Below are 23,875 nucleotides of genomic sequence, written 5' to 3'. Positions count from 1 at the left end.
TCCCTCCGCGTGTGTTCCGAGAGAGTCAGACGGCGAACTCGATCTCACCTCGGGTGACGTCCACCCGCTCGACACGGAGGCGCACGATCGCGCCGGGGACGGTGTCGGGCGGCACAGGGGCGGAGGCCGTCACGGCGGGATCGGTGATCTGGACGGTCGCGCGCTCACCGCGCATCTCGATGACGGTCGCGTCGACGGATGCGCCGACCAGCGGTGTCATCAGCGCAGCCTCGACGCAGTTGATCGTCGCGGAATCGAGTCGGGAGGCACGCTGGCCGGACTCCTGCATCAGTGCAGGAAGCTCGGCGAGGGACTCGCGCACCCAGCCCGGAACCTCGCGACCCTCGGATGCGGCGAGGCAGATAGTGAGCGACCAGCGGTCGACGAGACGCCGCAATGGTGCGGTGGCATGAGCGTAGGGGGCGGCGATCGCCGCCTGTTCCGTGTCGGGCGGTACCGGGCCGTCGAAGGTCACATACCCCGCTCCGCGGAACAGGGACGCCGCAGCTTCGAGGATCGGGAGGGTCATGGGGTCTTCGCGGTCCAGCTCGCGGAGGTAGTCACCATACCTGCCGGTCGTCCACGGCCGGCCGAGGGCCTCGGTCTGGTGGCGGAACGCCTCGAACGACTTCTCGTCGGGCTGGGGCATCGTCCGCAGGATCCCGATGCCTGCGTCGATCATGAGCGACGCGGCTGCCATGCCCGTCATGAGCGACAGCTGAGCATTCCATTCCTCGACAGGAAGCGGATGCCGGCGTTCGATGGCGAAGGTTCCGTCGACGCCCCGCACGACCTCTTCGTCCGGCAGGTTCAGGCTCGCACCGCCCCGCAGCTTCTCCTGCGCGATGCGGAGCGCGCCGATCTCCGGCAGGAGCTCGGCGGGACCCGCCTCGCCCTGATCGAGTGCCGCCTGCGTGCTGGCGTAGTCGAGCTGCGCGCGCGAGCGGATCAGCGCTCGTTCGAGCCGAAACTCCTCGACGACTCCCGCGGAATCCAACGCGAAGGTCCAGACGAGCGCGGGGCGATCCACATCGGCCAGCAGTGACGCACGATCCTCGCTCAACACCTTCGGATGCAACGGGATCGTGCCGTCCGCTGCATACAGGGTCTGACCTCGCCGGCGGGCTTCCGCGTCGACAGCCCCGCCCGGTCGCACGAAAGCGGGTACATCGGCGATCGCGTAGCGGACGGTGTAGCCGGATTCCCGGCGCTCGAGGTGGAAGGCCTGGTCGAGGTCGCGCGACCCGAGCGGATCCAGGGTGGCGAACGGGATGTCGCGCAGATCGAGCTCTGGGGTCGCAGCGTCCGAGGCTGCAGCCTCCGCCAGGACCGCCGCAGGGAAGTCCGTGGGGGCGCCCAGAGATTCCCGAAGGGTGGCGAGCGCGACGGCGAGCTCGGTCTGCGCGGCTGACGGAGCAACGTGGGATCGGCGCTGAGGCATGACCCCACACTAGATCCTTCGCTTTCGCGAGCCGGTGCCGTCGGGGCAGCACCGCGGGAGCCGAGTGGCCGAGCCGTCAGCCGCAGCGATGCGCACCACCCGGAACCTGAGATTCGCGTGTCCGTCCGGCCCTGACCGGAATACTGGGCGTTAGCGTGGGGGCATGACCACTGCTGCGAAAGCCCAGACCCTGATCGGACTCTACGAAGCTCCGGAGATCCTCCGCGTCGTGAACGTGTGGGACGTCGTGTCCGCCCGCGCCGTCGCCAAGCTTCCCGAGACGAAGGCGATCGCGACGGCCGGACACGGCATCGCCGCCTCGTTCGGCTTCGAGGACGGCACCATCACACGCGACATCATGATCGACATGGTCGGCCGCATCGCCGCATCCGTCTCCGTTCCGGTGACCGCCGACCTCGACGACGGATACGGCGACGCAGGAGAGACCACGCGACTCGCGATCGGCGCCGGCGTGGTGGGTGCCAACGTCGAAGACCGTCTGAAGCCGTTCGACGAGTCGGTCGCGGCCGTCGAGGCCATCGTCAAGGCCGCCGAGGCCGAGGGTGTTCCGTTCGCTCTGAACGCTCGTACCGACGCTTTCGTGCGCGCCGGCCACCGTCCTGTCGCCGAGAGCATCGCCGATGCGATCCAGCGCGGCCGGGCGTTCCTTGACGCCGGCGCCACGGCTGTCTTCGTTCCGGGCATGCTCGACGCCAACATCACGCGTCAGCTCGTGGAGGGGCTCGGCGAGGGCAAGCTCAGCGTCATCGGGCTCCCCGGCACCCTCGCCGCCTCGGAGTACGAGAAGCTCGGTGTGGCCCGCATTTCCTACGGCCCGCTCCCTCAGCGGGTCGCCCTGACCGCGGTCCAGGATCTTGCGGCAAGCCTCTACGCGGGCGGCGTGATCCCGAACGGCCTGCCCGCGCTCAACTGACGCATCGCGAAACGAGCGACCACCGGTCAGTAGACTTGCCCGGTGGTCACTCGTCTTTCGAAATTCTTCCTCCGCACGCTCCGTGAAGACCCTGCAGGCGCAGAGGTCGCGAGCCACAAGCTGCTGATCCGCGCCGGGTACATCCGGCCGCAGGCTGCCGGTATCTTCGCGTGGCTCCCGCTGGGTCTCCGCGTGAAGGCCAAGATCGAGACCGTCGTCCGCGAGGAGATGGCCGCGGCGGGCGCACAGGAGGTGCACTTCCCGGCTCTCATGCCCCGCGAGTCGTATGAGGCGACCGGACGCTGGGACGAGTACGGCGACCTGCTGTTCCGTCTCCAGGACCGCAAGGGCGGCGACTACCTGCTCGCCCCGACGCACGAAGAGGCCTTCACGCTGCTCGTGAAGGACCTGTACTCGTCGTACAAGGATCTTCCCCTCACGCTCTACCAGATCCAGGACAAGTACCGCGATGAGGCGCGTCCGCGGGCAGGACTGCTTCGCGGACGCGAGTTCACGATGAAGGACGCCTATTCGTTCGATTCCTCCGATGAGGGTCTCGATCTCAGCTACCAGGCTCAGCGCGATGCCTACGAGCGCATCTTCCAGCGCCTGGGTCTCGAGTACGTCATCGTCCAGGCGGATGCCGGAGCGATGGGCGGTTCGCGGAGCGAGGAATTCCTGCACCCGACTCCCGTCGGCGAGGACACGTTCGTCCGCAGCGCCGGCGGATACGCCGCCAATGTGGAGGCATTCACGACCGCCGTTCCCGACGCCATCGCGTTCGACGCGGATGCGGCACCGGTGATCTTCGACTCGCCGAACACGCCCACGATCGAGACTCTCGTCGCGCACTCGAACGTGCACCTCGACGGCGACTACACGGCTGCGGACACGCTCAAGAACGTCGTGCTCGCGCTCACGCACCTCGACGGCACCCGTGAACTCGTCGTCGTCGGCATCCCCGGCGACCGCGAGGTCGACGAGAAGCGGGCCGAGGTCGCGTTCGCGCCCGCCGAGGTCGAGACCGCCACGGCAGACGACTTCGAGAAGAATCCGCTGCTCGTCAAGGGCTACATCGGCCCCTGGTCGCCCACGGGAGCTGTGCTCGGCGAGGAATCGGCTACCGGCATCCGCTACCTGGTCGACCCCCGTGTGAGCGAGGGCACGAGCTGGATCACCGGTGCGAACCTCGACGAGAAGCACGCGCATTCGGTTGTCGCCGGACGTGACTTCTTCGCCGACGGCATCGTCGAGATCGCCGACGTCCGCGCGGGCGATCCGGCTCCTGACGGCTCCGGTCCGGTCGAGCTCGCGCGCGGAATGGAGATCGGTCACGTGTTCCAGCTGGGTCGCAAGTACGCGGACGCGCTCGGACTCAAGGTGCTCAACGAGAACGGCAAGCTCGTCACGGTCACGATGGGGTCGTACGGCATCGGCGTGACGCGCATCCTGGCGATCATCGCCGAGTTGAACAACGACGAGAAGGGTCTCATCTGGCCGGCATCGGTCGCGCCCTTCGACGTGCAGGTCGTGGCTGCCGGTCGTGACCAGGTGGCCTTCGACGTGGCAGCTGAGCTCTCCGCTCAGCTCGAGTCCGCCGGTCTCGACGTGCTCTACGACGACCGCCCGAAGGTCTCGCCCGGAGTCAAGTTCGGAGACGCCGAGCTCGTCGGCGTTCCGCAGATCGTCATCGTCGGCCGAGGGGCCGCGGACGGTCAGGTCGAGCTGTGGGACCGGCGCACGGGGGATCGCAGCGCGGTGTCCGTCGCCGACGCCGTCGATCAGCTGACCCAGCGCTGACCTCGACGACAGTGAAATGCCGCGCACCTCACCGGGTGCGCGGCATTCTGTCGTTCGGAGCGGACGTCAGCAGACGATCCGGCCGTGGTTCATGATGTCGTCATCGGGCGTGTCCTTGGTCACGAGGGCCTTGAGCGCGCCGGCCGCCATCGCGATCTTGCCCTTGGAGGGCTCCCAGAACTCGGTCACCGTCGGCGTCACCTTGAGAAGTGCGATGCCGGGAGTGTCCAGCCCGTCCTCGAACCAGATGTCGAGCGAGGGCGAATAGAGCTCTTCCATCTTCGCGCGGTCGTGCACCACGGACGCGTTGCCGGCCACCGACACGTATCGCATGCCCTTCGCGTCGCAGTACGAGAGGCCGACCTGTCGATGGGCGCGCGCCTCCTCGACCTTCTCGGTGTCTTCGGCGGTGAAGAACCAGATGTCGCCGGCGTCGTCCATCTGCCGGGTCGACATCGGCCTGCTCACGAGGTTGCCGTCGTCGTCGGTGGTCGTCAGCATCGTGAAGTCGATGTCCTCGACGAGTTCGGTGACGCGTGCCAGTGCTTCCGGTCCAGTGATCTCTGTCATGCAGCCACTGTCCCGCAGGAGACCTGACTTGGCACGGGCGTTGACACGGGGACGTGAGCGTGGTGAGGGCGGAGGGCGGCGTTGCGGCGGCCCGCCCGACGCGCTCACATGACAGGCTGAGGGCATGACCGACGAACCGCTGACGGCGTCGCTGAGCGCCGAGATCAACAACGTCCTCGACGAAGCAGGGGTCAAGACCGATCGCAGACTCGTGATGCGCATGATGCGCACAGCGGTCCTGCTGGGGGAGGACGGCACGAACCGCCTCGATCTCAAGATCGCCTCCGCCGCCCTCGCCGAGATGCGGGACGCCTTCCGCTTGTTCGCACCGTTCGAAGGGGTGCCGAAGGTCACGGTGTTCGGCTCGGCGCGTACCCTCCACGACGATCCGCTCTACGTCCAGGCGCGTGATGTCGCGGCTGCTCTCGCGGCGGACGGATGGATGGTGGTGACCGGAGCAGGACCGGGAATCATGCAGGCTGCCGCTGAAGGTGCCGGCCCCGCGCTCTCGCTCGGCGTGTCGATCAGGCTGCCGTTCGAGGAGAAGGCCAACAGCCTGATCGCGGCGAGCGAGCATGTGGTGGCGATGAAGTACTTCTTCACCCGCAAACTCATGCTCATCAAGGAGTCCAGCGGCTTCATCTGTCTCCCTGGCGGATTCGGCACCCTCGACGAGATGTTCGAGCTGCTGACCCTCCAGCAGACCGGAAAGGCCGAGCCGACGCCGATCGTGCTGCTCGACGAGCCGGGAGGCACGTTCTGGAACGGCCTCAAGCGATTCATCGACGAGGACCTGGCGCCGACAGGGGTGATCTCCGAGGGTGACTTCGATCGCGTGGTCATCACCGACTCCGTCGAGTCGGCAGCCGCCGTGATCGCCGGGTTCTGGCGCAACTACGACTCGCTGCGCTGGGTGGGGGACTCGCTCGTGCTGAGACTGCGTGGAGAGCCGACGGACGAAGAGCTCGAGGATCTCAACGACCGGTTCGCCGGGATGCTGGCGAGCGGACGGATCGAACGGACAGCTCCGCGGTCGCCGGAGGTCGCAGACGACGATCTGCTGCACCTTCCTCGTCTCTCCCTGCATCTCGACCAGCGACAGGTCGGCAACCTGTTCCGTCTGATCGGCGCGATCAACTCGCTGGAGTCCGCTCCCGCGCTGTGATGCCTGCCGCGAATTCCGCCAGGTCGATTGACCGACCGAGAATGCGCTCAGCGGCGCGGTGCCCCGAGTAGTACGCGGCCCCCACGGTCGCCGGCTCGTCGCCCCATGTCGCCTCACCGGCGAAGTGCAGCACTGCGTCGACCGGCCCCGCGAGCTCGTCGTGGTCGTGGTGTGACGAGCCGACCGCGAGATGCGAGTACGACCCGTTCGAGAACTCGTCCTGTCCCCATCGCGTGATCCAGTGCGCGGTGGGGTCGCCGACGGCATCCGGGTAGAGGAACCGCAGGGCGCTCACGACGTCCGCGACGACCTCCTCATCCGACAGATCCTGCATCCGGCGGCCGAACGGGCCGGCGGCGAAGGTCAGCAACGTCGGGATCCCGCTGACCGCCGAGACGTCGTACCAGGAGTGCCAGTGCTCACCGGCCTCGCCGAGCGCCCGGAGAACGTAGCTGTCCTCGCGCCAGAAGCGTTCCGGGAACTGGATGAACACCTTGTTGAACACTCCCATGCCCAGTCGCGCGATCGGTCCGCCGACAGCGTCGGGCAGCGGAGGGGCGAACTCGATCGACTCCGCCTTGAGCACGCCGAGCGGCACGGTCACCAGCGCGTTGCGGGCCGAGAACTCTCCGTTCCGGGTCGACACGGTGACGCCCCGGTCGGTCCGCTCGATGCGGGTGACGACGTGACCGAGTCGGATGTCGAGACCGGCGGCGATCCGACGCGGGAGCTCATCGTAGCCGCGCGGGAAGATGACCTCGTCGCCGTCGATCGCATCCTCGTCGAGCCCGTGCGCGTCGAGGTCCCCGACCCATGCACCGCACTGCTCCTCGACGCGATGACGGAAGAACTCGCGGACCTCATCGATGCGCTCCGGCTCGAAGCCCGAGCGGTCGAGCGCGCGCTCCGTGACATCCAGATAGGTGTCGCCGGGGGAGGACCGGGTGATCTCCTCTGCCAACAGTCGATCTGCTTGCTCGACATCGGCGACCCACTGAGAAGTGCTCGCAGGATCCATCGCCCTGCCCTCCCCGTCGAAGTTCTCGATCGGCCTGCCTCCGGCCTGGAAGCTGCCGACGGTGTACTCGAGGGTGGGGATGCCGAGCGCCTGCACAAGATCCCACAGCGGGGAGTCGTCGATGCCGTGGACCCACGACGCACCGCGATCGACGGGAAAACCCGCAGCGCGGTCGGTGTGCATCCTGCCCCCGACGCGATCCCTCGCCTCGAGGACGATGACGTCGGCTCCGGCGTCGTCGAGCATGCGGGCCGCCGTCACACCCGACATCCCTGCCCCGATCACGATGGTGTCGTACGTCGTCACTGAGTCCTCCTGCGCGCTCGGCACCGCGTCGGTGCGGCCGCCTCCGTGGCATCGGGCGGTGGGCACAGGGTATCGTGGTACGGATGTCGCGCGTGAACACCCGCGCGACGAGAGCTGAATAGGGAGTCGTCATGGATATCGAACTGAGTCTGCTGCGTGGGATCGAGAAGGAGAAGGCGATCCCCTTCGATGAGCTGGTCTCGATCATCGAACAGGCCATCCTGACCGCCTACTCCAAGCACGTCTCGGACGACGGCGCCACCCCCGAGGGGGTCCGCGTCGAACTCGATCGTCGCACCGGGCACGTCGCCGTGCTGCAGGTCGTCAAGGACGAAGAGGGCGCGATCATCGGCGAAGAGGACGCGACGCCGAATGACTTCGGACGTATCGCGGCCTTCGCCGCCAAGCAGGTCATCAGCCAGCGCCTGCGGGACATCGCGGATGATGTCGTGCTGGGAGACTTCAAGGACAAGGAAGGCGACATCGTCGCCGGCGTGATCCAGCAGGGACCGAATCCCCGCATGATCCACGTCGATCTCGGAGCCGTTGAGGCGATCCTTCCTCCGGAGGAGCAGGTGCCGGGCGAGGAGTACACCCACGGGTCGCGCCTCCGCGTCTACGTGACCAGCGTCGCGAAGGGTCTCAAGGGACCGCAGATCACCGTCTCGCGCACGCACCCCGGTCTCGTCCGCAAGCTGTTCGCGCTCGAGGTGCCCGAGATCGCCGCAGGTCTCGTCGAGATCGTCTCGCTGGCTCGTGAGGCCGGCCACCGCACCAAGATCGCCGTCCGTGCGAACGACCCGGCGATCAACGCGAAGGGCGCCTGCATCGGCGAGATGGGCCGACGCGTTCGTGCCGTCACCGAGGAGCTGGCCGGCGAGAAGATCGACATCGTCGATCACGACCCGGAGCTCGCCGCGTTCGTCGCGAACGCCCTCTCTCCCGCCAAGGTCACGAGCTCGTTCATCCTCGACGCGAACACCAGGGCCGTGCGTGCACTCGTGCCCGACTATCAGCTCTCGCTCGCGATCGGCAAGGAGGGGCAGAACGCCCGACTGGCTGCCAAGCTCACCGGAGCGAAGATCGACATCCAGCCGGACAGCGTCCTGGACTGACCGCTCGCCACGTCCGACTCGCGCCCGCCGCGCGAGTCGGACGGGAACACAGGTGTAAGATGGAACCCGTACGAACGTGCGTCGGCTGTCGCACGCGTGCTCCCCGCGCCGCTCTTCTCAGAGTGGTGTCCCAGAACGACATCCTCATCCTCGATGAGCGCGCCGTTCTGCCAGGGCGAGGCGCGTGGGTCCATCCGACACCGGAATGCGTGGATGCCGCTCTGCGGCGCCGGGCTTTCGGGAGAGCACTGCGCGTCTCCAGCGATCTGGACACGCGGATCATCGAACAGCACCCACCAAGAAACAAAGGCTGAACGGCTATGGAAACAAAGTGAACGGCTCGAAATGAGACCCGTCCGCGACTAGTGGTCTGCCCTGTCTGGGTGGACCGACCCCAGACAGGAGAATTGTGGCTGGTAAACCACGCGTACACGAGATCGCCGCCGAACTCGGCGTCGACAGCAAGATCGCACTTGCAAAGCTCAAGGAACTCGGAGAGTTCGTCAAGAGCCCCTCTTCGACCATCGAACCGCCGGTGGCGCGCAAGCTTCGCGCTGCCATCGAGTCGGACGCCTCGCTGAAGGGCTCCGCGGATGCGGCTCCCGCCGCAGCGAAGCCCGGTGCCGCCAAGCCCGGTGCCGCCAAGCCCGGTGCAGCCAAGCCCGGTGCTGCCAAGCCCGGTGCAGCCAAGCCCGGTGCCGGTGCACCGACACCCGGACCGAAGCCCGGGCCCAAGCCCGCGCCCGCGCCCGAGGCGTCTGCTGCCGCTCCGGCACCCGAAGCTCCGGCAGAGGCCGCCGCTCCGGCTGCCGCCACGCCGGCAGCTCCCCAGTCCGCAGACAGCGCAGCTTCCAAGCCCGCTGACGGCGGCGCACCCAAGCCCGGCGCCCCGCGCCCGGGCAACAACCCGTTCTCGTCCGCTCAGGGCATGGGTCAGCGGCCCAACGGACCGCGACCCGGCAACAACCCCTTCGCCTCCGCGCAGGGGATGGGCCAGCGCCCGACGCCGGGCAACATCCCGCGTCCGCAGGCTCCGCGTCCCGGCGCGCCGCGTCCGGGTGCACCTCGTCCCGGTTCCCCCCGTCCCGGCGCCCCGCGCGGCGGTCAGGGCGGTCGTCCCGGTGGCGCACCGTTCCAGCAGCGTCCGGGTGGACCCGGTCGTCCCGGCGGTGCCGGTGGACCCGGTGCAGGTCCCGGCGCTCGTCCCGGTGGAGGCTTCGCAGGTCGTCCCGGTGGCGGTGGAGGTCGCGGTCGCGGTCCCGGTGGAGGTACCGCAGGTGCCTTCGGCAAGGGCGGCGGCAAGAGCAAGCAGCGCAAGTCGCGGCGGGCGAAGCGGCAGGAATTCGAGATGCGGAGCGCCCCGGTCGTCGGTGGCGTCAACGTCACCCGCGGTAACGGGGAGATCATCCGTATGCGCCGCGGCGCGTCGATCTCGGACTTCGCCGACAAGATCGAGACGCTGACCGGCTACACGGTCCAGCCCGGAACCCTCGTGACGATCCTCTTCAACCTCGGCGAGATGGCCACGGCCACCGAGTCGCTGGATGAGGCGACGTTCGAGGTCCTGGGTGCGGAGCTCGGATACAAGATCCAGATGGTCTCGCCCGAGGACGAGGACAAGGAGCTCCTCGAGGGCTTCGGTCTCAACCTCGAGCAGGAGCTCGAGGAGGAGAGCGAGGACGACCTCGAGATCCGTCCTCCGGTGGTCACCGTCATGGGTCACGTCGACCACGGTAAGACGCGCCTTCTCGACGCCATCCGTCAGACCAACGTCATCGAGGGTGAAGCCGGCGGCATCACCCAGCACATCGGTGCGTACCAGGTGTGGACGGAGCACGAGGGCATCGAGCGTGCCATCACCTTCATCGACACCCCGGGTCACGAGGCCTTCACGGCCATGCGTGCTCGTGGAGCGCAGGTCACCGACCTCGCGATCCTCGTGGTCGCGGCCGACGACGGCATCATGCCGCAGACGGTCGAGGCGCTCAACCACGCCCAGGCGGCGAACGTGCCGATCGTGGTCGCGGTCAACAAGGTCGACAAGCCCGACGCCAACCCGGCCAAGGTGCGCCAGCAGCTCACCGAGTACGGCCTGGTCGCAGAGGAGTATGGCGGAGACGTCATGTTCGTCGATGTCTCGGCCCGTGCGAACACCGGAATCCAGGAGCTCCTGGACGCGGTGCTGCTCACTGCCGATGCAGGCCTCGACCTGACCGCCAACCCGAACAAGGCCGCTCGCGGTGTCGCCATCGAGGCGAAGCTCGACAAGGGTCGCGGTTCGGTCGCCACGGTGCTCATCCAGTCCGGAACGCTGCGCGTCGGTGACGCGATCGTCGCCGGAACGGCTTACGGCCGTGTGCGTGCGATGGCGGATGAGAACGGTGAGCAGGTCCTCGAGGCCTACCCGTCGCGTCCCGTGCAGGTGCAGGGTCTGAACTCCGTGCCGCGTGCCGGCGACGTCTTCATCGTCACTGAGGAAGACCGCATGGCCCGTCAGATCGCCGAGAAGCGTGAAGCTGTCGAGCGCAACGCGCAGCTGGCGAAGGCCCGCAAGCGCATCTCGCTCGAGGACTTCACCCGTGCTCTCGAAGAGGGCAAGGTCGAGTCGCTCAACCTCATCATCAAGGGTGACGTCTCCGGTGCCGTCGAGGCGCTCGAGGAGTCGCTTCTCAAGATCGAGGTCGACGACTCGGTGCAGCTCCGCATCATCCACCGCGGTGTCGGTGCGATCACGGAGTCCGACGTCAACCTCGCGACGATCGACAACGCGATCATCGTGGGCTTCAACGTCCGTCCCGACACGAAGGCGCGCGAGCGTGCACAGCGTGAAGGTGTGGACATCCGGTTCTACTCGGTGATCTACAACGCGATCGACGAGATCGAGAGCTCGCTCAAGGGCATGCTCAAGCCGGAGTACGAAGAGGTCCAGTCGGGTGTCGCCGAGATCCGCGAGGTGTTCCGCTCCTCGAAGTTCGGCAACATCGCCGGTGTCATCGTGCGCTCGGGAACGATCACGCGAAACGCCAAGGCTCGCGTCATCCGCGACGGTGTGGTGATCGCCGATGGCCTCGCCATCGAGTCGCTGCGTCGCTTCAAGGACGACGTCACCGAGGTTCGCACGGACTACGAGGCCGGTATCGGCCTCGGCAAGTTCAACGACATCCAGATCGGCGACGAGATCGAGACCACTGAGCTGGTCGAGAAGCCTCGCAGCTGATCGAGTTCGATATCTTCGGGCGAGGGTGCGTCATGCACCCTCGCCCGAAGGGTACGTAGAGGGAGAGAACAATGGCTGGTGAACGACAGGCACGTCTGGCCGATCGCATTCGTGTGATCCTCGCAGAGCGACTGGAGAAGGGTCTGCGCGACCCGCGACTCGGATTCGTGACCATCACCGACGTCCGCGTGAGCGGAGACCTGCAGCACGCCTCCGTGTTCTACACGGTGCTGGGCACCGAGGAGGAGCGCCTCTCCAGCGGTGCGGCGCTGACCTCCGCGACCGGCATGCTCCGCAGCGAGGTCGGGAAGCAGCTGAGCACCCGCCTGGTTCCGACGCTCGAGTTCATCCCCGACGCGCTGCCCGAGAACGCCGATCACATCTCCGCGCTTCTTCGCGAGGCGCAGCAGCGCGATGCCGACGTGGCGAAGCTCGCCTCCTCCGCCTCGCACGCCGGTGACGCAGACCCGTACCTGCGCCAGGAAGACGACGACACGCAGGCCTGAATATCGCGCCCTCGTCTGAGGGCGTGAGCAGTCTTGGTAACCTCGGCCTAACGGGCGGTCGCCCGTGGGGACTGGGGAGTTCGGCATCGACGTTTCGCGTGCGCAGACGACAGCTCCGGTCGCACCGGCAGCTGTCGAGACGATTCTCGAGGAACTCCTCGAGCACGACCTGAGCTGCGCGCCGCATGTCGCGGCGCGACTCGCGGCCGAGCTGTCGGAGGACCCTCCCACGATCCTGGCCGTCGCAGCTCGTCTTGACGCGGCTCAACGGCAGGGGCTCAGGGCGCTCCCCTCACCGTTGCCGATGGTGTCATCGGTCGAGACGCTTTTCGCCCAGCTGGAGCTGGACGACAGCGACCGTGAGGTGCTCATCGCGGTGTCGATGCGCCTCGACGACAGGCTGGATCCGCTGGTCGATTTCGCCGGTCGTTCTGCCGCGGAGCTCACCACGGGCCCTCTCGGAGCGCTCCTCGACATCCATGCCGGTCGCGTCCGTCTGTCCGACCCCCGCTTGGCGATCTGGTTGCGAGCGACGACGCCCTCCTCCGCGGCTGCTGCAGTGCACCTGCGACTCCACCGACTCTTCGACGAACGCGGCGAGCAGGTGGACGCCGACTGGCACAGCGCTCGAGCTGCGATGCACGGCGAACCGGTGACTGCCGGGGAGCTCACACGGATAGCCAGGGAGCATTCGGAGGCGGGACTCAGCGAGCGCGCCTTCCACCTCGCTGCAGAAGCCGCCGCCCACTCGAGCGGGGTCGAGCAGGACGAGGCGAACCTCGTCGCCGGTGTCGCCGCCATCGCGGCCGGGCACGCGGTCGAGGCGGCGCGACGGCTCGGAAGTCTCTTCCCCGGTGGCGACGAGCTCTATCGGCTCCAGGGGCTCGGCGGGCTGCTCGTCGCCGAGACGCATCTGCGCGGGTCAGTTCCCGAGGTCGACATGAGCGTGATCCGGCCGGATCGCGATGACGCGGAGCACTGGTACTCCTGGGCGCGAGCTGCTGCCTTCGCGGCGATGTTGTGCGCCGAACGCGGTGACCGTCGCACGATGCGCTCGTGGCTCGACGCTCTCCGTCACGCGAGCGCGCGCGTCGAAGCCGATCGCGAACTCCGAGATCCGGTCGTCGCACTGGCCTGGCTCGTCATCGGCGACCGCGAGAAGGACGACGTTCGCGGGGCCGGGCCCTCACCGGCGGCCTGTTGAGGGCTCTGCAAGCGGCGGTCGACGGGGACGTCGACCGGGGGCTGAGCCTGCTCGCCGCAGGTGACTCGCCGGTCGGCGTCGAGGTCGACCCGTTCGTGGCCGGCTTCGAGCTCAGTCCACTCGTCGCGGCGTACCGCGCGGTCGCCGAGGTGCTGCTCCTGATGTGGCGTGGAGACATCGGCGCCGCGCGCGACCGGATGCTTCGTGCGGCCGTCGAGCTGCCTGTGGCGCTGCCTTTCGCCGGGCTCGGCGTCGTGATCGCACGACGCCTCGATCTCGCGGTTCTCGGACATCTGGGGCCGTTCGCCAAGGCTCTCACCGCCGCCCTCCCGGCCCCTCTGCGCATCGATCAGCTGGTGGACAGGGGGATCGAATCATTCCTGTCGGGACACTCGGCCGAAGCCGCGGCGTGCATGCGGCTCTGGAGGGATCGCGGCGCTCCTCAGCCGACCCTGTCGGTGCCGGGGCTGGAGGAGGCGATCGTGGTCACGCATGGCGGATCATGGAGCCCGCAGCGGATCGAACCGCCCGAGATCGCTCTGGCGCAACGGCTGCGCGTGCAGATCACCAGCTGCTCGGACGACGAGTGGCGCCTTGCGCGGCCGGTCGTGGTCGCCGCCGCACGGACCTTGACCTCGCCTTTCTCGCGCGGACGGGTCGAGGCGATGATCGGCACGAGGTCGCTGATCAAGGGAGACGTGGGTCTCGGACGGGAGCACCTCTCGATGGCACGGAACCTGCTCGAGGTCTCCGGTGCGACGGCATGGGCGAGAGCGGTCTCGGTGCGTCTGGAGCAGGTGGGGGCCTCCGACGGAGCTGCCGCCAGCGGTGACCCGCTCTCCTCGTGCCGGCGAGTGTGGGAGTCGATGCTCACCGCTCGAGAGTTCGAGGTGGCGATGCTGGCGGTCGGCGGAGCTTCTAACCGCGACATCGCGGATGCGCTCCACGTTTCGGTGCGCACCGTGGAGGTGCACCTCGGTCGGGTCTTCGTGAAGCTCGAGGTGAGGACCCGAGTCGAGCTCACGGTGCTCGCTCACCGCATCGGGCAGTTCGTCTGACGGGCGGACTCAGCGGGGAAGCGACAGCAGTTCGCCATCGGCCTCGGCGAGGCCGTCGGCGATGAGCGAGTCGATCGCACGGTCGCGCTGAAGCGGATCGGGCCAGTCGGCCAGCACGGAGTCGATCAGCACCGGGGTGGGCGCGGCGGTTCGCAGCACCCGGAGCACGGCTCCTCGTGCCTGGCGGTCAGAACCCTCGAAGGCGGCTTGGCGTCTGCGGGTGTCACCGGTCTCGGGTCGCCCTGCGGCCAGCCACGCGCATGTGTCGCTCAGCGGGCAGACGTCGCAGCGAGGCGAGCGTGCCGTGCACACCGTCGCGCCCAGCTCCATCGCGGCCGCATTGAACACGGCGGACTCTGCGACATCGGCGGGCAGCAGCGAGTCCATCAGCGCCAGGTCGCGACGCGAGGGCGGTCCCGGCTGTGCTCGGCCGAGGATGGCGCGCGCCATCACACGTCGAGTGTTCGTGTCGACGACGGGGTGCCGGTCGCCGTAGGCGAAGACAGCGACAGCCCTGGCCGTGTAGTCGCCGATGCCCGAGAGCTTGAGGAGGGCATCGATGTCGTTGGGGACGACGCCGCCGTGTCGCTCAGAGATCTCGATGGCCGCGCGATGCAGCCAGAGTGCGCGGCGCGGGTAGCCGAGGTTGGCCCACTGCTGCACGACCTCGGCGGGTGAAGCGGCGGCCATGGCCGCGGGCGTCGGCCACCGGGCGAGCCACGCCTCGAGGTGCGGTATCACTCGGTTCACGGGCGTCTGCTGCAGCATGAACTCGCTGACCAGCGTTCCCCACGCGCCGAAATCCTCGCGGAATTCCGTGCGCCGCCACGGCAGGTCGCGTGCGGCACCCCGGTACCAGTCCGCGAGAGGCTCGGACACCTCGGCGGGTGGATGCGAAGTCGAAGGCACCTCGTCAGCCTAGGCGAACCCCGATCCCGCCGAAGCGCGGCGGACGGCGTCGACATGGGTCGCGACGGGCAGAGGGGCGTTCGAGCGCACCGTAGGCTTGAGGGATGGTCTCGCCCGGCATCCTCCTCGTCGACAAACCAGCTGGACTGACCAGCCATGACGTCGTCGCACGCACTCGACGTGCGCTCGGCACTCGCAAGGTCGGGCACGCCGGAACCCTCGACCCCATGGCCACGGGTCTGCTCGTGATCGGCGTCGAGGGCGCGACGCGACTGCTCACTTACATCGTCGGAGCGGACAAGACCTACGAGGCGACGATCCGACTGGGACAGACGACGGGCACGGACGATGCGGACGGCGAGATCCTGACCCGAGCCACGGCGGGGTCCTGGGACTCGGTCACCCCTGATCGGGTCGCGGCGGGGATCGACGCGCTCACCGGCGCGATCTCTCAGGTCCCGAGCTCGGTGTCCGCGATCAAGGTCGATGGACGTCGTGCGTACGACCGTGTGCGGGCCGGCGAAGAGGTCGTGTTGGCAGCTCGTGACGTCACAGTGTCGCGGTTCGAGGTTCTGGCGGAGCGTTCCGGTGACGGGTTCCTGGATCTCGACGTCGTCGTCGACTGCTCCTCCGGCACGTACATCCGTTCCCTCGCCCGTGATCTGGGGGCAGCGCTCGGGGTCGGCGGGCATCTCACGGCCCTTCGGCGCTCGCGAGTCGGCGACTTCGACGTCGCGGATGCCGTGACGGTCGACGGCGTCGACGAGACAGCGCTGCTGACTCCGGCCGCTGCGGCCGCGAGGGTCCTGGATGTGATGCCGGTGTCGGCAGAGGAAGCGAGAGATCTGCGTCACGGCAAGCGGCTGGTCGGCCAGGCGGATCGGCTGACCGGCTCCCTAGCGGCTGCGATCGACGAGGACGGCGTCCTGGTCGGCGTCGTCGAGAGGCGCGGTGCCGATCTCAAGAGCGCCATGAACATGCCGGAGGCGGCTCGATGATCCTCTGGCTGACGATCGCCCAGGTGGCGGTCGCGACCCTGGCCGGACTGTTCTGCGTGTCACTCGGCCTGGCCGGACGACGTCCGAGCGACTACTCCGTCGGTGCGCTCGCGCTCGTCGAGCTGCTCCTCGTCGTGCAGGTGATCGTCGCCATCGTGGCGCCGCTGGTGGGGAACCCGCCGACGGGCGACCTGCTCGAGTACTGGGTCTATCTCGTCTCCGCGGTGCTGCTCCCCATCGGCGCCGTGCTCTGGGCGCTGATGGAGAGGAGCCGTTGGAGCACGGTGATCCTCGGGGTGGCGGCGCTGGCCGTCGCGATCATGATCTGGCGCATGCACGTGATCTGGACCATCCAGGTGGCCTGACCGGTCGGCGAGGCATCCGGGGCTTCCCGCCCGGATCTAGAATGGAGGACGCTATGAGCACCACCGTTCCCACCTCCCGCATGACCGGCATCGGTCGTGTCCTCGTGATCGTCTACGCCGTGATGGCGCTGGCGGCGACCGGGCGAAGCTTCGTGCAGATCTTCCGCCAGTTCGGCGAAGCGCCTCTCGCGTATGCGCTCTCGGCACTCGCTGCCGTCGTGTACATCCTGGCGACGTTGGCACTCGTTCTCGCGAATCGACGCGGCTGGTACGCGGTGGCCTGGGTGGCGATCGTCTTCGAGCTCGCCGGCGTCCTCGTGGTCGGCTCGCTCAGCATCTTCTTCCCCGAGCTTTTTCCGCACGACACGGTCTGGTCGATGTTCGGGCGCGGGTATCTGTTCATCCCGCTCGTGCTGCCGATCTTCGGCATCTGGTGGCTGCGCACGCATAGGCCGGCCCGTGCGGTCGCGTCCGCTCTCCGCGTCGAGGCGAGCGCATGATCGTCTTCCGAGACCCGAGCGAGGTTCCCCCCGGTTTCGGTCCCTCCGCCGTGGCGATCGGCAAGTTCGACGGCGTCCACGCGGGGCACAGAGCGGTGATCGGGCGCCTCAAGGAGATCGCTGCCGAGTCGGGGATCCGCGCCGTGGCCGTCACGTTCGACCGCAATCCGCTCGCCGTGCTGCGGCCCGACCGCTGCCCGGAGAACGTGGTCACGGTCGAGCGGAAGATCGAGCTGCTGAGCGAGCTCGAGCTCGACGCCACGCTGGTTCTGACGTTCGACGAGGAGCTCGCAGCGCGCAGCGCGGAGGACTTCGTCGCCGGCATCCTGACCAGTGCCCTGCACGTGTCCACCGTTCTCGTGGGTGAGGACTTCCGGTTCGGCCGCGGCGGAGCGGGCAACCCCGATCTCCTCCGACAGCTCGGACCGAAATACGGCTTCACCGTAGAGGTCGTCGACGACGTCTTCCTCGACGGCTCCGACCGTCGGGTCTCGTCCACCTGGATCAGGGAACTGCTGATGGCCGGAGATGTCACCGCCGCCGCGCGTGTGCTCGACCGCAACGTCGACGTGCGCGGGGAGGTGGTGCACGGACTCAAGCGCGGACGCGAGCTCGGCTTCCCCACGGCGAACCTCTCGGCGTCCGTCGACTCGTTCGTGCCGGCCGACGGAGTCTACGCGGGCTGGCTCGTCGACCACGAGACCGGCCTCCGCCACCGGGCTGCCATCTCGGTCGGCACCAACCCCACCTTCGACGACGTGCTCGAACGTCAGGTCGAGGCGCACGTGATCGGAGAGACCGATCTCGATCTGTACGGTCACGACGTCACCGTCGAGTTCGTCGAGCGTCTGCGCGGAATGGTCGCGTTCGAGGGGATCGAGAAGCTGAAATCCCAGATGGCCGCTGACGTGACGGATGCCGAGACCGTCCTGTCGCGCGACGCCCGCTGAACTCGCCCTGAACTCTGCGTGTCCTGATCTGCGTGGCTCAGGCGGCATGGCATAGAATGGGCCTCGGCGGTCCCTGATCCTCGCGCGTCCTTCGCTCGTCGACGACCGCCGGAAATACTGTTCGTACGGTCCTGGCTCACGCCACACGCGGACACCGAGAACGGCCGATGCATCCTCAGGGTGTTCCGGCCTTCACGCTCAGGAGGAGCATGCCGACCACGGCAACCGCCGCAACACGGCGCAAGAAGACGTCCCGTCGCGACGATGAGGCACCCCTCATCCCGATCCTCGCCCGCAAGGTGCGTGAGATCGAGGCGAAGTCGCAGCGAGGAAAGCTCGGACCCACCAACCGGGTCAAGTTCCAGGTCATCGCCTTCCTGGTGCGTGAAGAGCGCGCCAGGGTCAAGGCGGATGCCGATATCGCCGATGCCGCCCGCGCAGAGCTTCTCAAGCGACTCGACGGCGTCGCCACGATCCTGGCGAAGACGGCGGCGCGCGACACGTCGCTGATCCAGCTTCTCGAAGCCGATCAGGCGACCTCGCCGGTGGCGAAGCGCATGCGACGCGACTGGCTGCTCGAGTCGGGGGCCGAACTGGCTCCGGAAGAGCTGATCATCGCCGACATCGCGCCCGTCCAGGCACCCGTGGTGTCTGCGGCGATCGCCGAGCGGCAGGTGACCCCGCCCTCTGTCGAGGCGCGTCAGCTGGCGAACCCGTTCCTCGCGCCCGATCTCACCCCGCGCGCCACCACGACTCCGCGTCGACGTCTCGACGGCTGGGAGCTCATGGGCCCGCTCTACAAGGCTTTCGAGACCGGAGCCGGGGGAGGAGCAGCCAGTATGGACCTGCCTCCGGCGCCCGAGTACGACCACCTCTCGCCCAAGGGTCTCGAGGTCATGGTGCATCAGTCCCGCTTCCTCGAAGCGGTGCGAGAGGGGCACAGGAGCTTCCTCCTCGCCGACGAGCCCGGTCTGGGCAAGACGGCGCAGTCGGTGCTCGCGGCGTCCGTGGCCGGGGCCTACCCGCTGCTCGTGGTCGTGCCCAACGTGGTCAAGATGAACTGGGCGCGAGAGGTCGAGCGCTGGACCCCTCAGCGCAGGGCCACCGTGATCCAGGGCGATGGTGATGACATCGACGCCTTCGCGGATGTGTTCATCGTGAACTACGAGATCCTCGATCGCCACATGTCGTGGCTCGCATCCATCGGCCTCCGGGGCATGGTCGTCGACGAGGCCCACTTCATCAAGAATCTCAGCTCCCAGCGGTCGCAGAACGTGCTGTCGCTCGCGAATCGCGTTCGAGAGCGCACCCCCGGCGGCAACCCGCTGATGCTCGCGCTCACGGGAACCCCACTGATCAACGACGTCGAGGACTTCGACGCGATCTGGCGCTTCCTCGGGTGGACGACGGGTGAGAAGCCCGGGCCGGAGTTGATGGAGAAGCTCGACGCGACCGGCTTCACCCCCGCAGACAAGGCGTTCTACCCCGAGGCTCGCGAAGCCGTGATCTCGATGGGTATCGTGCGGCGCAAGAAGAAGGACGTCGCCGCCGACCTTCCCGACAAGCTCATCGCCGACCTTCCCGTGCAGCTGGACGACGAGTTCGGCCGCGGCATCCGTCAGGCCGAGCGAGAGTTGGGCGAGCGGCTCGCCGCCCGCTACCGGCGGATCATCGAGGCGCGAGGGGATCGCGGACTGGCACCCGGAGAGATCGACGACGACATCGTGCGTCTGGTCGCCCAGAACGAGCTCGAGGAGTCGAAGGCCGCTGGCACCGGGGGAGACAACGTCTTCACGATGGTGCGGCGCATCGGACAGGCGAAGGCGCACCTGGCAGCCGACTACGCGGCCCAGCTGCAGCGATCGGTGGGCAAGGTCGTGTTCTTCGCGAAGCACATCGACGTAATGGACCAGGCGGAGGCGCACTTCGCGTCGGCCGGCATCCGTTCGGTCTCGATCCGCGGCGACCAGACCTCGACCGTGCGGCAGCAGTCGATCGACGACTTCAACAGCGACCCCGAGGTCGGCATCGCGGTGTGTTCGCTGACCGCTGCCGGTGTCGGCCTGAACCTGCAGGCCGCATCCAACGTGGTCCTGGCGGAACTGTCCTGGACGGCCGCCGAGCAGACTCAGGCGATCGACCGCGTGCACCGTATCGGTCAGGACGAGCCGGTGACGGCGTGGCGGATCATCGCCGCACACACGATCGACGCCAAGATCGCGGAGCTCATCGATCAGAAGCAGGGCCTCGCGGCCCGTGCCCTGGACGGCGAGGCCCTCGACGAGGCGGCGGCCGAGCCTGTGCAGCTGGGCGCTCTCATGCATCTTCTGCGGGAGACGCTCGGCGTCGTCTGAGCCTTCTCGAGTCGACAGAGATCGGCGTTAAGAACTCTTTTCTTGGCGCCGATTTCTCATGTCGGCCGGACGTATCGCGCATTTCTGGCGAATCGTCGCGCAACGGCGGCAAGATCCTCGGTTTTCATCGTCTCGAATGGCGCCCGGTCCGCCCGGAGCGCTAGTGTCGATCGCAGGCAACGTCGCCTGTTCCCCCTTCCCTGAACCCGTCTGAGGCAAGCATGAAGATCGGCATTCTGACGAGCGGCGGCGACTGCCCCGGACTCAACGCGGTCATCCGCGGCATCGTGCTCAAGGGCACCACCACCTACGACCTCGAGTTCGTCGGCATCCGCGACGGCTGGCGCGGCGTGGTCGACGGGGACTTCTTCCCGCTCACCAGACACGAGGTGAAGGGCCTGTCGAAGGTCGGCGGCACGATCCTGGGCACCAGTCGCACGAACCCCTACGAGGGTGAGCGCGGCGGCGCCGAGAACATCGCCAAGACGCTGTACGGACACAAGATCGACGGCATCATCGCGATCGGCGGCGAGGGGACCCTCGCAGCAGCCGACCGCCTCGCCAAGGACGGCATCAACGTCATCGGCGTGCCGAAGACGATCGACAACGACCTGCGCGCCACGGACTACTCGTTCGGGTTCGACACGGCGGTCAACATCGCCACGGACGCGATGGATCGTCTGCGCACCACGGGCGACTCCCACCAGCGCTGCATGGTCGCCGAGGTCATGGGGCGCCACGTCGGTTGGATCGCCCTTCACGCGGGCATGGCAGCGGGCGCTCACGCCATCTGCATCCCCGAAGTGCCCATGTCGATCGACGACATCACCGAGCTCGTCTCGAGCGCGCACGATCGCGGTCGCGCACCGCTCGTCGTCGTCTCCGAGGGGTTCAAGCTGCTCGGTATGGATGAGGCCTACAGCGACAAGGGCCTGGACGCATTCAACCGTCCTCGACTCGGCGGCATCGGCGATCAGCTCGCTCCGGCGATCGAGCGCATCACGGGCATCGAGACCCGCGCGACGATCCTCGGCCACATCCAGCGCGGCGGATCGCCGTCAGCCTTCGACCGCGTGCTCGCGACGCGCCTCGGACTCCACGCGGCCGACGCGATCATCGACAAGGCATGGGGCCAGATGGTCGCGATGCAGGGCACGGACATCGTACGCGTGCCGTTCGCCGAGGCTCTGGGCGAGCTGAACACCGTTCCGCGCAGCCGCTACGACGAGGCGGCAGCGCTCTTCGGCTGAGCCTCGATCGCGTGCACCACAGAGAACGGGCCGATCCCTGCGGATCGGCCCGTTCTCTGTGTTCTTCGAGAGCTCAGCGCGACGCGAGGCCGACCGTGTCGAGGATCCAGGCGAGCTCGAACGCCCGCTCCTTCCACGAGTTGTAGCGTCCGCTGACACCGCCGTGACCGGCGACCATCTCGCACTTGAGCAGGGCGTCGGTCGCACCGGCGACGCGCAGGGCAGCGATCCACTTCGCAGGCTCGACGTAGAGGACGCGTGTGTCATTGAGCGAGGTCACGGCCAGGATGCGCGGGTAGCGCACGCCGTCGCGGACGTTCTCATACGGCGAGTACGACTTCATGTACTCGTACACCTCGGCTCCGTGCAGCGGGTCGCCCCATTCATCCCACTCGATCACCGTCAGGGGGAGGGAGGGGTCGAGGATCGTGGTGAGCGCGTCGACGAACGGCACTGCCGCGAGCACGCCGGCGAACAGCTCGGGAGCGAGGTTCGTCACCGCGCCCATGAGGAGTCCTCCCGCGCTTCCTCCCTCGGCGACCAGGCGCTCGGGCGACGTGACTCCCTGCTCCACGAGGTGCTCGGCGCACGCGACGAAGTCGGTGAAGGTGTTGCGCTTGTTCAGCAGCTTGCCGTCCTCGTACCACTGCCGACCCATCTCGCCACCGCCGCGGACATGAGCGACGGCGAAGACGATGCCGCGGTCGAGTTCCGAGAGCCGCGCGACCGAGAAGCCGGGGTCGATCGAGTGCTCGTACGAGCCATAGCCGTAGAGATGCACGGGGCGCGGGTCGGCGCCAGGCTCTCCGAACGATCGCTTCCACACGAGGGAGATCGGCACGCGGGTACCGTCCGACGCCGTGGCCCAGTCGCGCTTCTGGCCGTACTCCCGGGGGTCATACCCGCCGAGGACGGCGACCTGCTTGCGCAGATGCAGCTCGCGGGTGGCGAGATCCATCTCGTAGACGGTTCCCGGAGTCACGAACGACGTGTAGCCGAGCCGGAGGAACGGCGAGTGCCATTCCGGATTGCCGCTGACGCCTGCCGAGTACAGGGGCTCGTCGAAGGCGATGTCGTCGACCGAGTCCGTCGTGTAGTCCAGGATGCCGACCCGTTCCAGGCCTTCACGGCGGTACTCCACCGTCGCGAAGTCGCGGAACGCGTCCATCCCGAGCAGTCGACGACCCGGCTCGTGCGCGAGGACGATGCGGCGCTCACTCTGTGGGTCGGAGGCGGGCACGGAGACGAGCTCGAAGTCCAGGGCCTCATCGTTGTGCAGGATGTAGAGGCGGTCCTCGCCGTCCACCACGGCGTGCTCGAGCGAGTACTCGACGCCTTCGCGACGCGGCCAGACGATCCGAGGAGCTGCGGTGAGGTCTCCGGCGAGATCGACGAGGTACTCCTCGCTGGTGATGCTCGATCCGACGGCGATCACCAGGTACTTGCGGCTGCGGGTGATGCCGGCGCCGAGCCAGTACTTCTCATCGGGCTCGTGGAAGAGCTTCACGTCGTCCGAGACGGGAGTGCCGAGACGGTGCAGCCAGAGAGTGTCGGGCCGCCATGCCTCGTCGCGAGTCGTGTAGAGGATCCCGGTGCCGTCCGGTGTGAAGAACGCGCCACCCGTGTCGGGGATCTCGTCGGGGAGCGTCTCGCCGGTCACGAGGTCGCGCACGTGCACCGTGTAGAGCTCGTCGCCCTCGAAGTCCGTCGCCCAGAGCAGCTTCGTCGCGTCGTCCGAGGTGTCGAACGCTCCGAGGGAGAAGAACTCATGCCCCTCGGCCTCGACGTTGCCGTCGAGCAGCACGATCTCGCCCGGCACCGCCACGCCCGGCTCCAGCACCGGGGGAGTCCAGTCGTCCTCGGCCGCGGCAGTACGGCAGTGGATGCCGTACTGCGCGCCCTCTTCGGTGCGGCTGTAGTACCACCAGGCCCCGCGCCGCGTGGGCACGGACAGATCCGTCTCCTGCACACGGCCCTTGATCTCCTGGAACAGAGTCTCGCGGAGGTCGGTCAGATGGGAGAGCTCGGATTCAGTGTGGGCGTTCTCGGCTTCGAGGTGTGCGATGACCTCGCCGGATTCCTTCTCCCGAAGCCATTCGTATGGATCATCGAAGGTGTCACCGTGGTGCGTGCGAAGGGTGGAGCGGCGGTCTGCGATCGGGGCATCAGTCACGCTTCCCACGCTATCCCAGGTCAAGTTGACCGGCACCCGGGA

20 protein-coding genes are annotated in these 23,875 nt (G+C 67.9%); 15 read left to right on the top strand and 5 right to left on the bottom strand.

The annotated features are described in order from the left end of the window. Positions 1-25: 25 nt before the first annotated feature. Positions 26-1,441, bottom strand: a complete 1,416-nt coding sequence (locus tag ACZZ93_RS03980; protein WP_463510505.1) for an RNB domain-containing ribonuclease — start codon at positions 1,439-1,441, stop codon at positions 26-28. A 163-nt stretch (positions 1,442-1,604) separates the two neighbouring features. On the opposite strand from ACZZ93_RS03980, the gene ACZZ93_RS03975 reads away from it, so the two are divergent. Together ACZZ93_RS03975 and ACZZ93_RS03970 are read left to right on the top strand one after the other, a co-directional pair. Continuing rightward, entirely contained in the window at positions 1,605-2,375 is a 771-nt protein-coding gene (locus ACZZ93_RS03975; protein ID WP_053095782.1) for an isocitrate lyase/PEP mutase family protein, read from the top strand. 42 nt (positions 2,376-2,417) lie between these two features. After that, positions 2,418-4,175, top strand: a complete 1,758-nt coding sequence (locus ACZZ93_RS03970) for a proline--tRNA ligase (protein WP_056278438.1) — start codon at positions 2,418-2,420, stop codon at positions 4,173-4,175. Between the two features lie 66 nt (positions 4,176-4,241). On the opposite strand, the gene ACZZ93_RS03965 is transcribed toward ACZZ93_RS03970, so the two are convergent. Further along, complete coding sequence (locus tag ACZZ93_RS03965; RefSeq protein ID WP_053095784.1) at positions 4,242-4,745, bottom strand: pyridoxamine 5'-phosphate oxidase family protein; 504 nt, start codon at positions 4,743-4,745, stop codon at positions 4,242-4,244. Between the two features lie 124 nt (positions 4,746-4,869). Between ACZZ93_RS03965 and ACZZ93_RS03960 the strand changes: the two genes are divergently transcribed. Beyond that, the gene (locus tag ACZZ93_RS03960; protein WP_053095785.1) at positions 4,870-5,910 is read left to right on the top strand and encodes an LOG family protein; all 1,041 of its coding nucleotides are present in this window, start codon (positions 4,870-4,872) and stop codon (positions 5,908-5,910) included. On the opposite strand, the gene ACZZ93_RS03955 is transcribed toward ACZZ93_RS03960, so the two are convergent. Next, positions 5,879-7,234, bottom strand: a complete 1,356-nt coding sequence (locus tag ACZZ93_RS03955) for a flavin monoamine oxidase family protein (protein WP_072592263.1) — start codon at positions 7,232-7,234, stop codon at positions 5,879-5,881. The genes ACZZ93_RS03960 and ACZZ93_RS03955 overlap by 32 nt on opposite strands. A 131-nt stretch (positions 7,235-7,365) precedes the next feature. On the opposite strand from ACZZ93_RS03955, the gene nusA reads away from it, so the two are divergent. The 6 genes from nusA to ACZZ93_RS03925 all read left to right on the top strand — a co-directional run bounded on the left by nusA (position 7,366) and on the right by ACZZ93_RS03925 (position 14,334). Beyond that, positions 7,366-8,349 carry a transcription termination factor NusA gene (gene nusA, locus ACZZ93_RS03950; protein ID WP_053095786.1) on the top strand — a complete coding sequence of 328 codons (984 nt, stop codon included), beginning with the start codon at positions 7,366-7,368 and terminating at the stop codon, positions 8,347-8,349. Positions 8,350-8,408: 59 nt separating this feature from the next. Beyond that, positions 8,409-8,663: a YlxR family protein gene (locus tag ACZZ93_RS03945; protein ID WP_072591126.1), complete on the top strand. Its 255-nt coding sequence runs from the start codon at positions 8,409-8,411 to the stop codon at positions 8,661-8,663. Between the two features lie 95 nt (positions 8,664-8,758). Further along, positions 8,759-11,566 (top strand): translation initiation factor IF-2, encoded by a 2,808-nt coding sequence (infB, locus tag ACZZ93_RS03940; protein WP_230100588.1) that lies wholly within the window; start codon positions 8,759-8,761, stop codon positions 11,564-11,566. Positions 11,567-11,637: 71 nt separating this feature from the next. Next, positions 11,638-12,072 (top strand): 30S ribosome-binding factor RbfA, encoded by a 435-nt coding sequence (gene rbfA / locus ACZZ93_RS03935; protein WP_053095788.1) that lies wholly within the window; start codon positions 11,638-11,640, stop codon positions 12,070-12,072. Positions 12,073-12,136: 64 nt separating this feature from the next. After that, a complete protein-coding gene (locus tag ACZZ93_RS03930; RefSeq protein WP_463510504.1) occupies positions 12,137-13,276 on the top strand; it encodes a hypothetical protein in 1,140 nt (379 codons plus the stop codon). After that, positions 13,273-14,334, top strand: coding sequence for a helix-turn-helix transcriptional regulator (locus ACZZ93_RS03925; protein ID WP_463510503.1), 1,062 nt, complete (start codon positions 13,273-13,275; stop codon positions 14,332-14,334). Before ACZZ93_RS03930 ends, ACZZ93_RS03925 begins: the two co-directional genes overlap by 4 nt. Before the next feature lie 9 nt (positions 14,335-14,343). Here the strand turns inward: ACZZ93_RS03925 and ACZZ93_RS03920 are convergent, their stop codons facing one another. Then, the gene (locus ACZZ93_RS03920) at positions 14,344-15,243 is read right to left on the bottom strand and encodes an HhH-GPD family protein (RefSeq protein ID WP_320488039.1); all 900 of its coding nucleotides are present in this window, start codon (positions 15,241-15,243) and stop codon (positions 14,344-14,346) included. 104 nt (positions 15,244-15,347) lie between these two features. Between ACZZ93_RS03920 and truB the strand changes: the two genes are divergently transcribed. The 6 genes from truB (at position 15,348) to ACZZ93_RS03890 (ending at position 21,660) form a co-directional block, all read left to right on the top strand. Further along, positions 15,348-16,241: a tRNA pseudouridine(55) synthase TruB gene (gene truB, locus ACZZ93_RS03915; RefSeq protein WP_463510502.1), complete on the top strand. Its 894-nt coding sequence runs from the start codon at positions 15,348-15,350 to the stop codon at positions 16,239-16,241. Further along, entirely contained in the window at positions 16,238-16,606 is a 369-nt protein-coding gene (locus tag ACZZ93_RS03910; protein WP_053095792.1) for a hypothetical protein, read from the top strand. Before truB ends, ACZZ93_RS03910 begins: the two co-directional genes overlap by 4 nt. A gap of 53 nt (positions 16,607-16,659) precedes the next feature. Continuing rightward, positions 16,660-17,106 carry a hypothetical protein gene (locus ACZZ93_RS03905; RefSeq protein ID WP_261987734.1) on the top strand — a complete coding sequence of 149 codons (447 nt, stop codon included), beginning with the start codon at positions 16,660-16,662 and terminating at the stop codon, positions 17,104-17,106. Continuing rightward, a complete protein-coding gene (locus tag ACZZ93_RS03900) occupies positions 17,103-18,056 on the top strand; it encodes a bifunctional riboflavin kinase/FAD synthetase (protein ID WP_394194223.1) in 954 nt (317 codons plus the stop codon). Before ACZZ93_RS03905 ends, ACZZ93_RS03900 begins: the two co-directional genes overlap by 4 nt. A gap of 209 nt (positions 18,057-18,265) precedes the next feature. After that, entirely contained in the window at positions 18,266-20,410 is a 2,145-nt protein-coding gene (locus ACZZ93_RS03895; RefSeq protein ID WP_053095795.1) for a DEAD/DEAH box helicase, read from the top strand. Positions 20,411-20,631: 221 nt separating this feature from the next. Continuing rightward, complete coding sequence (locus ACZZ93_RS03890) at positions 20,632-21,660, top strand: ATP-dependent 6-phosphofructokinase (RefSeq protein WP_053095796.1); 1,029 nt, start codon at positions 20,632-20,634, stop codon at positions 21,658-21,660. A gap of 73 nt (positions 21,661-21,733) precedes the next feature. Here ACZZ93_RS03890 and ACZZ93_RS03885 read toward each other — a convergent pair whose 3' ends face one another. Then, positions 21,734-23,833, bottom strand: a complete 2,100-nt coding sequence (locus ACZZ93_RS03885; protein ID WP_463510501.1) for a S9 family peptidase — start codon at positions 23,831-23,833, stop codon at positions 21,734-21,736. Positions 23,834-23,875: the final 42 nt, after the last annotated feature.

The sequence above is a fragment of the Microbacterium sp. AC026 genome (genome assembly GCF_979258475.1).
The sequence above is the reverse complement of the archived record's forward strand: the minus strand, read 5'-3'. Positions and strand labels throughout refer to the sequence as shown.